18 protein-coding genes and 1 pseudogene are annotated in these 14255 nt (G+C 70.2%); 10 read left to right on the top strand and 9 right to left on the bottom strand.

Going from position 1 to position 14255, the window contains the following annotated elements; translation table 11 throughout:
* Positions 1–149 precede the first annotated feature (149 nt).
* The 3 genes from E3T24_RS08685 (at position 150) to E3T24_RS08675 (ending at position 3327) form a co-directional block, all read left to right on the top strand.
* On the top strand, positions 150–1556 hold the full coding sequence (locus E3T24_RS08685; RefSeq protein WP_134434519.1) for an FAD-linked oxidase C-terminal domain-containing protein: 1407 nt from the start codon (positions 150–152) through the stop codon (positions 1554–1556).
* Between the two features lie 5 nt (positions 1557–1561).
* On the top strand, positions 1562–2764 hold the full coding sequence (locus E3T24_RS08680; protein ID WP_134366413.1) for a PrsW family intramembrane metalloprotease: 1203 nt from the start codon (positions 1562–1564) through the stop codon (positions 2762–2764).
* A gap of 191 nt (positions 2765–2955) precedes the next feature.
* Positions 2956–3327 carry an FKBP-type peptidyl-prolyl cis-trans isomerase gene (locus tag E3T24_RS08675; protein ID WP_134366412.1) on the top strand — a complete coding sequence of 124 codons (372 nt, stop codon included), beginning with the start codon at positions 2956–2958 and terminating at the stop codon, positions 3325–3327.
* Between the two features lie 71 nt (positions 3328–3398).
* On the opposite strand, the gene E3T24_RS08670 is transcribed toward E3T24_RS08675, so the two are convergent.
* Complete coding sequence (locus E3T24_RS08670) at positions 3399–3680, bottom strand: DUF167 domain-containing protein (protein WP_241975776.1); 282 nt, start codon at positions 3678–3680, stop codon at positions 3399–3401.
* Positions 3681–3736: 56 nt separating this feature from the next.
* Here E3T24_RS08670 and E3T24_RS08665 point away from each other — a divergent pair, with 56 nt between their 5' ends.
* The gene (locus E3T24_RS08665; RefSeq protein WP_134366411.1) at positions 3737–4150 is read left to right on the top strand and encodes a hypothetical protein; all 414 of its coding nucleotides are present in this window, start codon (positions 3737–3739) and stop codon (positions 4148–4150) included.
* A gap of 80 nt (positions 4151–4230) precedes the next feature.
* Here the strand turns inward: E3T24_RS08665 and E3T24_RS08660 are convergent, their stop codons facing one another.
* Positions 4231–5256 carry a cobalamin biosynthesis protein CobQ gene (locus E3T24_RS08660; RefSeq protein ID WP_134366410.1) on the bottom strand — a complete coding sequence of 342 codons (1026 nt, stop codon included), beginning with the start codon at positions 5254–5256 and terminating at the stop codon, positions 4231–4233.
* 439 nt (positions 5257–5695) lie between these two features.
* Here E3T24_RS08660 and E3T24_RS08655 point away from each other — a divergent pair, with 439 nt between their 5' ends.
* Complete coding sequence (locus E3T24_RS08655) at positions 5696–6046, top strand: hypothetical protein (protein ID WP_134366409.1); 351 nt, start codon at positions 5696–5698, stop codon at positions 6044–6046.
* A gap of 104 nt (positions 6047–6150) precedes the next feature.
* Here the strand turns inward: E3T24_RS08655 and E3T24_RS17965 are convergent, their stop codons facing one another.
* The 7 genes from E3T24_RS17965 to E3T24_RS08630 all read right to left on the bottom strand — a co-directional run bounded on the left by E3T24_RS17965 (position 6151) and on the right by E3T24_RS08630 (position 10059).
* The gene (locus E3T24_RS17965) at positions 6151–6438 is read right to left on the bottom strand and encodes a hypothetical protein (RefSeq protein ID WP_241978660.1); all 288 of its coding nucleotides are present in this window, start codon (positions 6436–6438) and stop codon (positions 6151–6153) included.
* Positions 6380–6835, bottom strand: coding sequence for an SDR family NAD(P)-dependent oxidoreductase (locus E3T24_RS17960; RefSeq protein WP_241978659.1), 456 nt, complete (start codon positions 6833–6835; stop codon positions 6380–6382). The genes E3T24_RS17965 and E3T24_RS17960 overlap by 59 nt, the downstream gene beginning before the upstream one ends.
* On the bottom strand, positions 6832–6999 hold the full coding sequence (locus E3T24_RS17955; RefSeq protein WP_241975777.1) for an SDR family NAD(P)-dependent oxidoreductase: 168 nt from the start codon (positions 6997–6999) through the stop codon (positions 6832–6834). The genes E3T24_RS17960 and E3T24_RS17955 overlap by 4 nt, the downstream gene beginning before the upstream one ends.
* A 4-nt stretch (positions 7000–7003) precedes the next feature.
* A complete protein-coding gene (locus E3T24_RS08645; protein WP_134366408.1) occupies positions 7004–7429 on the bottom strand; it encodes a pyridoxamine 5'-phosphate oxidase family protein in 426 nt (141 codons plus the stop codon).
* A 133-nt stretch (positions 7430–7562) separates the two neighbouring features.
* Positions 7563–8441 (bottom strand): hypothetical protein, encoded by an 879-nt coding sequence (locus tag E3T24_RS08640; RefSeq protein ID WP_134366407.1) that lies wholly within the window; start codon positions 8439–8441, stop codon positions 7563–7565.
* A 145-nt stretch (positions 8442–8586) separates the two neighbouring features.
* Entirely contained in the window at positions 8587–8856 is a 270-nt protein-coding gene (locus E3T24_RS08635) for a protealysin inhibitor emfourin (protein ID WP_134366406.1), read from the bottom strand.
* A gap of 27 nt (positions 8857–8883) precedes the next feature.
* Positions 8884–10059: a M4 family metallopeptidase gene (locus E3T24_RS08630; RefSeq protein ID WP_134366405.1), complete on the bottom strand. Its 1176-nt coding sequence runs from the start codon at positions 10057–10059 to the stop codon at positions 8884–8886.
* 191 nt (positions 10060–10250) lie between these two features.
* On the opposite strand from E3T24_RS08630, the gene E3T24_RS08625 reads away from it, so the two are divergent.
* From E3T24_RS08625 to E3T24_RS08605, 5 genes and pseudogenes are all read left to right on the top strand, one after another.
* Positions 10251–11141, top strand: coding sequence for an LLM class flavin-dependent oxidoreductase (locus E3T24_RS08625; protein ID WP_134366404.1), 891 nt, complete (start codon positions 10251–10253; stop codon positions 11139–11141).
* Between the two features lie 78 nt (positions 11142–11219).
* The gene (locus E3T24_RS08620) at positions 11220–12350 is read left to right on the top strand and encodes an AI-2E family transporter (RefSeq protein WP_134366403.1); all 1131 of its coding nucleotides are present in this window, start codon (positions 11220–11222) and stop codon (positions 12348–12350) included.
* Positions 12350–13174 (top strand): HAD-IA family hydrolase, encoded by an 825-nt coding sequence (locus tag E3T24_RS08615; RefSeq protein ID WP_134366402.1) that lies wholly within the window; start codon positions 12350–12352, stop codon positions 13172–13174. Before E3T24_RS08620 ends, E3T24_RS08615 begins: the two co-directional genes overlap by 1 nt.
* Entirely contained in the window at positions 13171–13818 is a 648-nt protein-coding gene (gene dhaL, locus E3T24_RS08610; RefSeq protein ID WP_134434518.1) for a dihydroxyacetone kinase subunit DhaL, read from the top strand. The genes E3T24_RS08615 and dhaL overlap by 4 nt, the downstream gene beginning before the upstream one ends.
* A 185-nt stretch (positions 13819–14003) precedes the next feature.
* Positions 14004–14255, top strand: a pseudogene (locus tag E3T24_RS08605) (maleylpyruvate isomerase N-terminal domain-containing protein); the annotation flags it as partial.

Raw genomic sequence — 14255 nt, 5'->3', positions numbered from 1 at the left:
TGGTGGTCACTGGTCCAGCCTGTCACCGGGCGACCGGGGACGCTAGCGGGAATCGGCCATCGCTGACGCTCGGCGCTGCTCCCGGCGCTGCCCCCGGTGGGTGCCCGGCGCGGCGGTCGGGTGGGTGCCCGGTCCGGTACTCTGGCGGCATGACCGCAGTGGAACGTCTCCAGTCCGAGCTCGGCAGCATCGTCAGCATCGATCCGGTCGAGTTGGCGGCGACTCGAACCGACAAGTCCGGCTGGGTGGCCCCGGGCATGCCGCTGGCCCTGGTGCGGGCGACATCCGTCCCGGAGGTGCAGGCCGTGCTCCGGATCGCAACGGAGTTCCGCATCCCCGTGGTCACCCGGGGCACCGGCACCGGGCTGTCCGGGGGAGCGTGCGGCACGGATGGAAGCATCGTGCTCAACGTTCGGGGGATGAACCGGATCCTCGAGATCCGCCCCGAGGACGAGCTGGCCGTGGTCGAACCGGGCGTGATCAACCAGCACCTCAACGACGCGCTCGCCGAACACGGGCTGTGGTTCGCCCCCGACCCGGCCAGTAAGGGCTTCGCCTCCGTCGGCGGCAACATCGCCACGAATGCCGGCGGCCTGCTCTGCGCCAAGTACGGGGTCACCCGCGAGGCGGTGCTCGCGCTGACGGTCGTGCTTGCCGACGGGCGGCTGCTGAAGACGGGCCGCCGCACCGTCAAGGGCGTCACGGGCTACGACCTCACCGCTCTGCTGACCGGATCGGAGGGCACCCTCGGCGTGATCGTCGAGGCCACCGTGCGGGCCAGGGCCATCACCGCGGGGGAGACCGTCACCCTCGGAGCCGTGTTCCCCGATGTGGCACTCGCGGCGGCGGCATCCGCCCTCATCACGGCATCCCGCCTGTGCCCGGCCGTGATGGAACTGATCGACTCGGCTGCCCTGGCGATGATCGCGGCCTACCTCGGGCCGGACCAGACGGCGGGCCTTCCGATCGACCGCGGCGCGTTCCTGCTGCTGCAGACGGATGGGCCGGGCGCGCTCGCCGAGGCCGAACAGGCCGCAGCCGTGCTGCGGGCCGCGGGCGGTGAGGTCCGCCTGGCGGATGCCGCGGGGGGCGCCACCGCCGACCGGCTGCTGGCCGTGCGGCGGGCCGCGCACCCGGCGCTGGCCGCCCACGGCGAGGTCCTGATCGAGGATGTCTGTGTGCCCCGTTCCCGGATGGCGGAAATGTTCGAACGGATCGCGGAGATCAGCGCCCGCACGGGCGTGCCGATCCCCACGGTCGCCCACGCCGGCGACGGCAACCTGCACCCCAACTTCGTGATCCCCGCCGACCCGGGCCGGCCGGCCGGGGACCCGGTGGTGCCGGAGGCGATCTGGGAGGCGGCCGGAGAACTGTTCCGGGCGGCCCTGAAACTCGGCGGCACCCTCACCGGCGAGCACGGGGTCGGCGTGCTCAAACGCCGCTGGCTGGCGGAGGAAGTCGGCGACACGAGCTTCGACCTGCAGCGCCAGATCAAGTCCGTCTTCGATCCCCTCGGCATCCTCAACCCGGGCACCATGTTCGCCCCGGTATCCTGATCGGCATGACATTTGAGTCGCCCGAGTCCCGCCCAGCCGCTGCCGCCCCGGGTGTGCAACCGGCGGCCCAGCCCGTTCAGCCCGTGTGGTCCGCCCCGGTGCGCCGCACGAGTGGGGGCCTGATCGCCCTGACCAGCGTCGGCCTGGTCGTGGGCGGCACGGCGGTGCTGCTGGTGCTGGTGTACCTGGCCACGTTCCTCGGCCCCGGAGCGCTGCTGATCTGCCTGATCCTCGCCCTCATCCCGTTGACGGCGATCCTGCTGGCCGTGCGCTGGATCGACCGCTGGGAGCCGGAGCCCCGCCCGACGCTCTGGTTCGCCCTGCTCTGGGGCGCGGGCGTCTCGGTGGCGTCGGCCCTGATCTTCGACCTCGGCGTGCAGATCGCCCTGAACCTCTCCGGCGCGTCCCGGTCAGCCTCCGGGTCCGGCGCCGATTTCACCGCCGCCGTCATCCAGGCGCCCATCGTGGAGGAGACCGCGAAGGGATTTGGCATCCTGCTGATCTTCTGGGTGCTCCGCCGCCGGTTCGACGGACCCGTCGACGGCATCGTCTTCGCGGCGACGGTCGCCGCGGGGTTCGCGTTCTCCGAGAACATCCAGTACTTCGGTCTGGCGATGATGGACGGCGGCGCCGCCAACCTGGGCTTCACCTTCCTGGTGCGGGGTGTGCTGTCCCCGTTCGCGCACGTCATGTTCACCGCCTGCACGGGGATTGCGATCGGACTGGCGGCCCGGCGCCGCGGTGCGGCGGCGGCCGGCACGATCCTGCTCGGCCTGCTGGGCGCCATCCTGCTGCACATGCTCTGGAACGGCGCCTTCTACCTGGTGGACAGCGCCTCCTTGGTGACCTACTACCTGCTCGTGCAGGTGCCGCTGTTCCTGGCCGCCGTCGTGGTCGTGATCCTGCTCCGCCGGCAGGAGAAGCGCATCACCGAACGTCGACTCAGCGAGTACGCGGCGGTGGGCTGGTTCAGCGCCGCCGAGGTCTCGATGCTCGCCACCCCCGAAGGGCGGCGGCAGGCCAGGACCTGGGCTTCTCGCCAGCCCCGCGCCCGCAAGCGGGCGATGCAGAGCTTCATCCGGGATGCCACCCGGCTGGCATTCGCCCGGCAACGGATGCTGAACGGCACGGCGGGTCACGTGGACCGCGCCGACGAGGCGGAACTGCTGGGCCTCATCCAGGCGGACCGCGCCGGAGTGATCGCCTGAGCGTCGCACCTGAGCGCGGGGAAGTGAACGGCGTCGGCTGCAGACATGAACTCGCCGCCCGGTGGTGTGGCGATGCCGACGACTCTCCCGGAGCGGCGAGTTACTGATTCCATGGTGCGCCTCCCCGTTGCGTTCGCGCAAGGGGGAATTTTCACGGTGCGTCGGACGGGTGAATCCGGTTGGATGGGAACATGACTGATCTCAATTCAAAGCCCGAACTCGACGCACCCGAGGGCCCCGCGCCCACCGAACTGACCATTACCGACATCGTGGTCGGCGAGGGTGCCGAGGCAACCCCCGGCGCCACCGTCGACGTGCACTACCTGGGCGTCGAATACGACACCGGAGACGAATTCGACTCGTCCTGGAACCGCGGCCAGTCGATCAACTTCCCACTCCGGTCGCTGATCGCGGGCTGGCAGCAGGGCATCCCCGGAATGAAGGTGGGCGGACGCCGCGAGCTGGTCGTCCCGCCGCACCTGGCCTACGGTCCCGCCGGCGGAGGCCACCGTCTCTCCGGCCAGACGCTGATCTTCGTGATCGACCTGCTCGGCGTCAGCTAGAACTCGGCGTCAGCTGCAACTCACCGCCGCCCGGAGGGCACGTGCGGGTCACAACCAGTCGCGACCGGTCGCTACGAGTCGTGTTCGACCCGCACGTGCTTGATCCGGGAGCTGTGCCCACGGATGATGGTGACCGCGCTCCGGGAAACGCCGAAGTGCTTGGCGAGCAGCTTGACCAGGGCCTCGTTGGCGGCACCCTCGGCGGCGCGCTGCTGCAGATAGACCGTAAGGGCGGCATCCGTGGGGAGTTTCGTCGCAGTGTCCGGCGCATCCTCGGGGTCGTCGACCGTGACCAGAGGCCCCTTGCGGCTGCCGGGCTTCACATGCACCGTCAGATTCACGGTTCGCGTCACACCGGTCCTCCTGGAATATAGTTCTCATCACAACGCTAGCGGGCGGAGTTGCCGCCATGATCTCAATCGACTGTGCACGCGCACTGGCCGTGGCCGGTCTGCGCTGGCGCCCCGTCTCCGGGGACGCCTTCCGGATCGAACGTGCCGGTTTCGAGAGCGACGTGTTCACGGTCAATGACATGACCATCGAGCCGCACGAATTCGACACCGGCACGATCCTCGGGTTCAACGGCACGACCGAGTGGGCTCTGGACTCCCTCGCCCTCGAGGACGCCCTCTGGCTCCCGCGCGAGGACCAGTTGCGGGCGCTGCTGCGCAACACCTTCCGCTCCCTGCACCGGCTGGAGGAATCGAGCCACCGGGTGCTGGTCGAGATCCACGGCGCGACGGAATCGTTCGACGCCGACGAAGCCGCGGATGCCTACGGCCTCGCACTGCTCCGCCTCATCGGTCTGTCCGCGGATGCCTGAGGCGCCCGCCGAGCCTTCCCTGCCTACCGGGCTTCCCGGCCTACCGGGCCTTCCCGGCCCGACGCGCAGCCCTCGCCGCCTCAGAGTCCCTCGGCGATCACAGCCGTCGCGTCCAGCCAGGCCCGGCGGGTGCGCGGGTCGAGTGCGTCGATGTTCAGCGGTCCACCGCCGATCAGCGCGGGGTCAAACGGCACGTCCAGGACGGCCCGGGTGAGCTTGCCGAAGTGATCGTGCAGCCGCCGGTACAGGGCGTCGTCGACGGTCCCGTCCGGTGACGCCAGGATCGTGACGGCCTGCGCCACCTTCTCGCCGTGGCCTTTCTGGCGCAGACCCTCCAGCAGCGCGGCCGCACCGTAGCCGGTGTCTTCGCGGATCGTCGACACGACGACGAGCTGGTCGGCTTTCTCGACGGCTGCCTCCCAATTGGATGCCCGCATGTTGTTGCCCGTGTCGATCACCAGCACGCGGTAGAACCGGCTGAGGATGGCGTAGAGCCGGCCGAACGCCTCGCCGTCGATGTTCCGGGCGCCGGCCGGGTCCAGGTCGGAGGCCAGCGCGTCGAATTGGGCGTCCCCCTGGGCGTGCACATAGTTGTCCAGGTCGCCCAGGCGGATGGTGCGTCCGTCGTCAAATCGGTCCAGCTCGCGCAGGAGGGTCAGGGCGGTGTTCGTGTGCCCGGCGGTGCGCACCCTCACCCCGAGGTTTCCCATCGACTCGTTGTTGTCCCACGCCAGCGTGTACCCGCCGCGGTACATGCCCAGCGTCGCCGCGATGAGCAGGGTCGCGGTCGTCTTGTTCGCTCCGCCCTTGGGATTGAGCACCACGATCGTTTTCGGCTCCGTGAAGTTGCGTTGGACGGAGGCGATCGTCTCTCGGTGCGCCCGCTCGACGCGGCCCGGGCCGAGAGCGATGAGGCCACCGGTGAGCCGGCTGAGCCTCCCTCGCCAGCCCTGCTGAGCAGGCCCGGCCGTCGTGCGCTGCGGCGGGCTGAGGAACGAGAGGCGAGTGGAGGCATCCGGCCCCTCGTTCTCCCCGGTCCCGCCGGCTGCATCGCCTTCGTGAACGGGGGCTCCGGCACCGGGAAGCGCGGGGACATTCTGGGTCATGATCGGTTTCTTTCCGTCGCTGCTGGCTGGCGTTGCTCGGACTCAGTCGTCGACAACGGCTGATTCCGGACCGGGGAAGATCCGCAACTTCCTTAACCGTATGAGGTTCTTCGCGGTGAGCCAAAGCCACCTGCCGCCGCCGGGGCTAACTCAGGAGATTCTCCCGCTGGCGCCCACTCATCCGCACTGGTCTGCGGCGCCGGACGAGCGACCGGCCCGAATCTCCTGAATTAGCCACCCGAGGGTGGGGAAGGGGATTCCGGGCGGCCGGTCGCCGGGCCGCGTTCCGGCATACTTCGCCGGGACTGAGCGTCCTCGGCGGCGCGGACGCAGTAGATGGGAAGCGCGCGGTGTCCTCCACAATCCGGGTTTGATCAGGTTATCCACAGTGTCCACGGGTGCCGGGGCCGTGTCGGTGGGTGCGCGTAGCGTGTTCCTCATGAAGCCGTCATTCATCGCAGAGCGAGAGGCCATGGGCCTCCATTTCGATGCCATCGCCGAGGCCGAACGCGACATCGCCGCGGCCTTCGCCCGGCGGGCGGAACGGGTCGAGGCGGCCCGACGGTTCGGGCAGGCCGTCGCCCACAACGCCGCCCGGGTCCCAAGCGCCCGCTGGGACGCACGTGAGGTGGCCGAGCGGGAGTTCTCGAGCGAGCTGGCCTGCACGATCCGGGTGCCGCAGCGGTCGGCGGAAAACCTGGTCGCGGAGAGCCGGGCCCTGGCCGTTGAGCTGCTCGCGACCCGGGCGGCGCTGGCTGCGGGGGAGATCAGCTATGGCACGTTGCGGTGAAACCCGAGACGACGCCGCCGCCGGAACCCACGACGGTAGCCGAGCCGGAGCCCGCCCCCGAGCACGCACCGTTCTGACGGTCGAGGCCGCCCGGGAGGAGCCGGTCAGGCCAGCCAGGCTGCCGTCATGCCCTGCACGACGGAACCATCGAGGTCGGCGAGCTTGGCAGCCACGAACTGGCGTGCGCCTTCGGACGTCTGCACGCGGAACGCGGGGCGGTCGCCGTCCAGCAGGCCTGCGAGAACCGCACCGGCGCTGTGAGCGGACTGGGCAGCACTGAAGGAGAACGCCGCGCGGGCCAGGTAGGGGGCCAGGGTGTCGGCGTAGGGGTCGTCAACCGGGCCGGACGAGGCGAGCTCTCCACCCACGTTGGCGATGAACGACGACGCCACGGCACCGGGCTCGACGACCGTCACGGAGACCCCGGCCGTGGCAGCCACGGGGGCGAGGCTCTCCATGAAAGCCTTCGACCGCGAACTTGGCGGCGCAGTAGGCCTCGTTGAAGGGCTGGCCGACGACCCCGCCGACGCTCGACACCGAAATCAGGCGCCTGCGGGTTTTACGCAGGTGGGGGAGGGCAGCGCGGGTCACGGCGACGACCCCGAAGAAGTTCGCTTCCATCACGGCTCGCACATCGTCGACGGTCTCGTTCTCGATGGTGCCGACCCGGCCGGAGCCGGCGTTGTTGATGAGCGCGTCGAGCCGGCCGTAGCGTTCCGTCAGGTCGGTCACGACCTGCGTCGCCGAGTCGGGCTCGGTGACGTCCAGACGACGGATGTCGAGGCTCACCCCGCGGTGGCCGCGGCGTCGCGCAGGGCGCGCGCTCCCTCGAGGTTGCGCATCGTGGCCACGACCGTGTGTCCGGCGCGGGCCGCCGCCACGGCTGCATGCAGGCCGATCCCGGAGGATGTACCGGTGATCAGCACAACGCCGGGAACCGCTTGCGTGTTCATCTGGTCAGTACCGGTCGGGTTCCGGGCCGAGATTGAATCGACGACCGCTGACAGTCGTGGGCGTGATCTCCACATAGATGTACTTGAGGGTGGGGACAAGCGGGCGCAGCGGCAGCTGGTCCGCGGCCTCGATCTCGGCCTGCGTGTCGAGCACGCGCGCCTGGCCGCGCGCCACGACGCTCCAGGCTTCGTCGCGGCCGATCCCGTCCGTCTCGAAAGCGACCCTGTTGTTCACGGTGAGTTCGAGCAGCTTCGTGCCCTCCGCGGTACGGAAAAGAAGCGTCTTGTCGACCGCGATGAAGTTCACCGGGTAGATGTCCGGCTCACCGGCGATGCTCAGCGCGAGTCGCCCGAAACTCGACGAGATCAGGAGATCCCAGCATTCTTCTTCGGTGAGGTTCCGAACCGGACTCAGGTCGTTGGTTTCCATGCCCAATGGTCCCACGCGGTCGGCTTCTCCGCGAGCTAACGCGCGGGTCGACCAACGGGCGGGACGAAAAACGCGCCGACCACCGGGAACGGCGGTCGGCGCGTAGTCGCTCTTCGTGCAGAGCTGGTGCGTGTCAGCCCTGGCGCCCGGGGCGACGGATGTTGCGTCGGAATACGAACAGCACGACCAGGCCGCCGAGCAGGAGAGCCGAAGCGGTGGAGATCAGGAGCGGTCCGGAGCTGAAGCCGGTGGCGGCCAACTGCGGAGCGGCCTCGACGAGGGGAGCCACCATCGGAGAGGCGGTCGCTGTCGGGGTCGGGGTCGGGGTGGCCGTCGGCGTGGTTGCTGCGGCCCGCACGATCGTGGTCAATTCGGTGTCACAGATGACCGTGCTGCCGCCATTGTTGCCGGATCCGTTGCACTGGGTGACCGTGACCGGAATTTCCGGCACCACGCTGGACAGCGGGTCGACGGTACACAGTACGCGCATGGTGGCGCCGCCGCCATTTCCGGAACTGTTGCACTGGTCGACCGTGGCACCGGTTGTGGGGCCGGTCGGGTCGCAGTCGGTCGTCGGCTCGGTGCCGCCGCCGGTGCCGGATTCGATGCACTGATTCACGGTCGCGGGGGTCGGAGTCGCCGAGCCGGTGATGTTATTCACGATGGTCACGGTGCAGAGCACGTTCCCGCCGCCGACGTTGATCGACCCGTTGCACTGCGCGACGTGCAGGACGAGGTTCGTGTAGGGAGCGACCGTGGCCGGCCCGCAATCGACCTTGGTGTTGGCTTCGTGAACGCATACGACGGTGCTCACCGTGGAACTCGCCACACCGGTAGCCAGGTCCAGGTTGTTCGTCACGGTGACGTTGCATTCCACGGCTCCGGTGCCGGCGCCGACTCCCGGGACGCCGTTGCACTGGTCGATGGTCGTGCCCGTCGGCGCAGCCGAGGCCGGCGCCACCGGAATAGCGGTCAGCGCAAAGCCGGCGAGAACGAGGCCGAGGGCCAGCACTGTGGCTTGGCGCAGGATGGAAGAACATGAATTTTTTACAGCCGGAAGAATAACGATGAAAGGCCCCCTAGTTAAGGTCATTCTAACAGGGGACTCTCAGGCAGCCACGTCCAGGAACGGTCCGCGCCATTCGTTCACGCAACGTTCAGCGTGGTTCGATCACCCCTCTGACCCGGTCAATAAGGTCTTGCCAGGGGCCGCAGACCTGCTGCTCCCCGAGCACCACCTCATGGGGTGCACAGCGGATGCGATAGATATACCGGTCCGGCTGCGGCGCCTCCGTGGCCACGTCGTTCCATGGCAGAGTGTCGAGGAGCGCCATCCATGCTGACGCATCGGGCTGCTCGTCGACCTGAACCTCCCAGGTCCGCCGGATCCCGGCGATACCACCGCTGCGCGAGACGACCACCTTCACAAGACGTCCACCTTCATGGGGGAGATGCTACTCCGGCAGCGCGACCGGATCCCCGGTGCCGCCGGGGATGGTGACGGCGCCGGTGCGGGCGCTCGATACCGAGCCGAGGCCGGCACCGAGTCCCACCGCGGTCCAGGCGGCGATCACGGCATCGTGCTCCGGGGATCCGATGCCGTACCGCTTGAGCGCCGCCCGCGCGGTCGCCCGAGCGAACCCGCGGAAGTCAACGCCCCGCCCGAGCGTGCCGGAGGTGAGCGTGTCGAACCAGATCCGGCCGGCGGCATCCCAGGCGTTGCCGCCGAGAGCGGAAGCGACCAGGAAGAACGCCCGGTTCGGGATACCGGAGTTCAGGTGCACCCCGCCGTTGTCGTCCTCGGTCTCCACGTAGCCAGACATGTTGGCCGGCTGGGGGTCCTTGCCGAGGACATCGTCGTTGTAGGCGGTGCCGGGTGCTTTCATCGAGCGCAGGGCCACACCCTGCACCTGGTCGGTGAACAATCCCTCGCCGATCAGCCAGGACGCCTCGGCGGTCGACTGGCCCCTCGCGTACTGCTCGACCAGGGAACCGAACACGTCTGACACCGACTCGTTGATCGCGCCCGACTGGCCCTGATAGGCGAGGTTGGCGGTGAACTGGGTGACGCCGTGGGCGAGTTCGTGCCCAATCACGGTCAGCGACGCGGTGAACCGGTTGAAGACCTGCCCGTCCCCGTCACCGAAGACCATCCGCTCCCCGTCCCAGAACGCGTTGTCGTACCGGCGGCCGTAGTGCACGGTGGCCTCCAGCGGCAGCCCGCGATCGTCGATGGAGTCACGCTCGAACACCGTCCAGAACAGGGCGTGCGTGCTGCCGAGCCCGTCCCAGGCCTCCTGCACCGCCGGGTCCGCCACCGGCCCCTGCCGCTCGCCGCGCACCAGCCGGCCCGGCAGACGCTCCAGGCCCGCCGCATCCGAGATGGCCCGGTCGATCCGCCCGCGCACCGCGGTTCCGATGCCCGAAGGCTGCACCGATGGATGCACCGACGATCGCACAGACGGATGCGCCCCCGCGCGCAGGTCCCGGATCGGCGCGTCCCGCATCAGCGACTGCCGCGCGGCCTCGGCGGCGGCAGCGAACCGGGGATCGTCCAGGCGGGCCAGCCGCACCAGCAGGTACGGCGGCACGATCGCGCAACGGGTGTGGGCGTGCGGTGATCCGGTCATGGGACGAGTGTGGCACCAGACGGTGACACTGGCCAGCGCATCCGCTGCATCCGCCGCGGAGGGGCCCGAATGGCGAACTCGCGGCGCCGACCGTAACGTGGGGGGCGGGCGGCACCGCGAGCTGCACCATTAATAGCACCGGGCGGCCCGGGCGAGAAGGCGCCGGAGGCCGCCGTCCGTAGACTCTCAGCATGCGCTTCGGAATCGTGATTCTCCCGCAGGACGCCTGGCCGGAGGCCCGCCGCAAGTGGCAGGGCGCGGAGGCGCTCGGCTTCGACCACGCCTGGACCTACGACCATCTCTCCTGGCGGTCCCTCGCCGACCAGCCCTGGCACGCGACCGTCCCTACGCTGACGGCCGCGGCGGTCGTGACCTCCCGCATCCGTCTGGGCACCTTCGTGTCGTCGCCGAACTTCCGGCATCCGGTGACCTTCGCCAAGGAGATCGCGACCCTGGACGACATCGCGGGCGGGCGGTTCCTGCTCGGCATCGGCTCAGGCGGCACGGGCTTCGACGCCGGCGTGCTCGGCCAGCCCGAGCTCACACCCCGGCAACGGCACGAACGGTTCGCCGAATTCGTCACCGGCCTCGACCTGCTGCTGCGCCACGAGGAGCCGGGCAGGGGCGGCCTGAGTTTCAGCGGCGACTGGGCCACGGCGGTGGGTGCACGCATGGTCGGCACCCCGGCGCAGTCGCCGCGGGTGCCCTTCGTCATCGCCGCCAACGGGCCGAAGGGACTGCGCCTGGTCACCACGTTCGGGTCCGGCTGGGTGACGACGGGGGCGGATGGCGCGGTCGGCGAGGACTGGTGGGCTTCGGTGGCAACCCTGTCGGCACGGCTCGACGACACGGCGCTCGCCGCGGGCCGCGACCCGGCCGGCATCGACCGCTACCTGTCCCTGGACAGCGGCGGCGCCTACTCCCTGAGCAGCGCCGGCGCGTTCGAGGATGCCGTGGGTCGCGCCGGCGAGCTCGGGTTCACCGACGTGATCAGTCACTGGCCCCGGCCCGACGGCATCTACGCCGGGTCGGAGGCCGTGCTGGAACGGGTGGCGGCCTCCTTCGCCCGGCACGCTTCGTAGGCCGCTCAGTACGCGGTCGGCCGGCAGCGCCTTTGCCGCCGCCTTTACGGCCGACGCACAGGTGCCTATGGTGGCGGCATGCACGCAGACGACGTTCCCGCACAGCCCCCGCGCTCCCTGCTGACCGACCGCCTCGGCCGGTGGGGACTCCGCAGCGGCCAGATCATCCTCGTGGTGCTGGTGGCCGGCGGCATCGTCTACGCGCTGGTGCAGGTGAAGCTCGTGGTCATCCCGGTGCTCGTGGCGCTGATCCTGGCGTCAGCGCTGGTACCGGTGGTCGGCTGGCTGCGCAGGCGCGGCGTTTCGGCGATGCTCTCCACCTGGATCACTCTGCTGTCGGGCGTGCTCATCCTCGGCGGCATCGTCACGCTCATCGTCTTCGCGGTGCGCAACCAGTGGACCGCACTGTCCCTGGCCGCCAGCGAAGGACTCGACGAGCTGCAGGGGCTGCTGGTCGAGGGCCCGCTGTCCCTGGACGCCGCCCAGTTCGCCGCCGTGCGCGACACCCTGGTCGGCTTCATCACGAGCGCGGAATTCGGTACCGGCGCTCTCGCCGGGGTGTCCGCCGCCGTCGAACTGGTCACCGGATTCCTGCTGATCGTGATCATCCTGTTCTTCTTCCTCAAGGACGGCGGCCTGATCTGGGGCTTCTTCCTGCGTTTCCTCTCCGGGGAACGCCTCGAGCGCGCGCGCCGGGTCGGCGCGGTCGCGCCCGAGGTCCTCGGTCAGTACGTGCGCGGCACCGCGGTCATCGCCCTGTTCGATGCCGTATTGATCGGGGCGGGGCTGGCCATCCTGCAGGTCCCGCTCGCCCTGCCCCTGGCCGTGATCGTGTTCCTGACCGCTTTCATCCCCCTGATCGGGGCGACGATCGCCGGCATCCTCGCCGCGCTGGTGGCCCTCGTCGCCAACGGCCCGATCGTCGCCTTGATCGTCGTGGCGATCGTGGTCGTGGTCAACCAGCTCGAGGGGGACCTGCTCAACCCGGTGGTGATGGCCGGGGCCTTGAAACTGCATCCGCTGGTGATCCTGATCGCCCTCACCGGCGGCACGATCCTCGGCGGCATCGCCGGGGCCGTGCTCGCGGTGCCGCTGGTGGCCGTCTCCTGGGCGATCTTCAAGGTCTGGGACGGGCCGGACGAGTCGATCACCCGCCGGGAGAAATTCTCCTTCCGGCGCCACCGCCGGCGTGCGGAAGGCGTGAGGTGATGCCGGCGCTCATCTTCGACTGCGACGGCGTGCTCGCCGACACCGAACGCGACGGCCACCTGCCGGCCTTCAACCAGGCCTTCGCGGAGTTCTCGGTTCCCGTGCAGTGGAGCGACCCCGACTACGCGGTGAAGATGAAGATCGGCGGCGGTAAGGAACGGATGCGCAGCATCCTGACCCCGTCGGTCGCCGCCGTGCTCGGGCTGCCGCAGGACGACCCCGCCGCACTCGACTCCACCGTCGCGAGATGGCACCGGCGCAAGACCGCGATCTACACCGAGCGGGTGAACCGCGGCGCACTGCCGGCCCGCCCGGGCATCCGCCGGATCGTCACCCAGGCCGCGGACGCCGGCTGGACCCTTGCCGTGGCGTCCACGTCCGCGGAGGAGTCCGTGCGCACCGTGCTCACCCACGCGGTCGGACCCGAGCTTGCGGCAAAGTTCCGGGTTTTCGCCGGTGACGTCGACGGCGCCAGGAAACCGGCCCCGGACGTCTACCTGCGCGCCCTGCGGGAGCTCGGGATCGGACCCGGCGACGCGCTGGTCGTCGAGGACAGTGCGAACGGTCTGAAGGCCGAGCTCGCCGCCGGGCTGCGCACCGTGATCACGGTCAGCGGCTACGCCGCGGGGGAGGACTTCACCGGGGCGGCCCTCGTGGTGTCCTCGCTCGGCGACCCCGGCGGCCCCACCACCGTCACGATCAGCGACCCGCTGCACCTGGCGCCGGAATTCTTCGTCGACCTTTCCGATTTCGCCGCCATCCTTGCGGCCCCCGAGATTCCCGCCCCCGACGCGACTGCCCCAGACGCCCTGGAGAACCGATGACCCGCACAGCCCTGTCAGACACCGCGTTCGGCGTGCAGAGCATCGCCCGCACGACCGTCGACAACGAGCGGGAATTCGGGGACCACGACTCCGTGGTCGGCGATGGCGACTTCGGGTTCTCCCTGGCCCGCGGGTTCGAGATCGTGCTCTCCGACTGGGACGGCCTCGACCGTTCCAGCCCGTCGGCGTTCCTGAAAAGGGTGGCGCTGGTCATCTCCGGGCGCATCGGCGGAACCTCCGGTCCGCTCTGGGGCACGGCGTTCCTGCGCGCGGCCGCCGCGGTGTCGGGCAAGGAAGAACTCACGGGGGCCGACGTGGTCGCCATCCTCCGCGCGTCCGCGGAGGGAATCAAGAGCCGCGGCAAGTCCGACCTCGGCGACAAGACCCTCCTCGACGCCCTCGTGCCGGCCACGGATGCCCTCGAGTCCGAGTTGGCCACCGCAAGCGGCCCTGCCGCGGCCCTCGCCCGCATGGCCCGGGTGGCCCGGGCCAGCGCGGACGCCACCAGCCTGCTGCAGGCCCGCCGGGGACGGGCCATTTACACCGGCGAACGCAGCATCGGCTCGCCCGATCCTGGAGCGGTCGCCGTCGCGGTCATCCTGGAGCGGCTCAGCCGGGAATGGGCCTCGCGCGACGACCTCTGACCGGCGACCGACCGAACGCACCAGTCGCCGAACACACCAGCCGTCGGTCGCGCGACCAGCCGTCGGTCTCGCGGCGCACCTTCGGGCAGCGGGCGCGCGTTAGAACCTGCGCCCGCGGCCACAACCTGCGCCGCGAGCCGCGGCCGCGGTAGACGGCGGGTGGGGTACGGGTGGAGGGTGGGCACATGAACGACGACTCGATGCACGCCTGGCCCGCCACCCGCGAGGCCTTCCGGCAGGCCGCCCGCTGGTTCGTCGACACGTCATCCCTCGTCAACGACTGGGAGCGGCCGGGCCTCGGCGAGTGGACCGTGCGGGACCTCGTCGGGCACACCAGCCGGGCCCTGCTGACCGTGGAGACCTACCTCGGCCAGGCCCCCGCCGCGTCCGGCGCCGCCGCGTCCGGCGCCGCCGCGTCCGGCGCCGCCGCGTCCGGC

The organism is Cryobacterium sp. TmT2-59, assembly GCF_004403545.1.
Classification (GTDB): domain Bacteria; phylum Actinomycetota; class Actinomycetes; order Actinomycetales; family Microbacteriaceae; genus Cryobacterium; species Cryobacterium shii.
The sequence above is the reverse complement of the archived record's forward strand: the minus strand, read 5'-3'. Positions and strand labels throughout refer to the sequence as shown.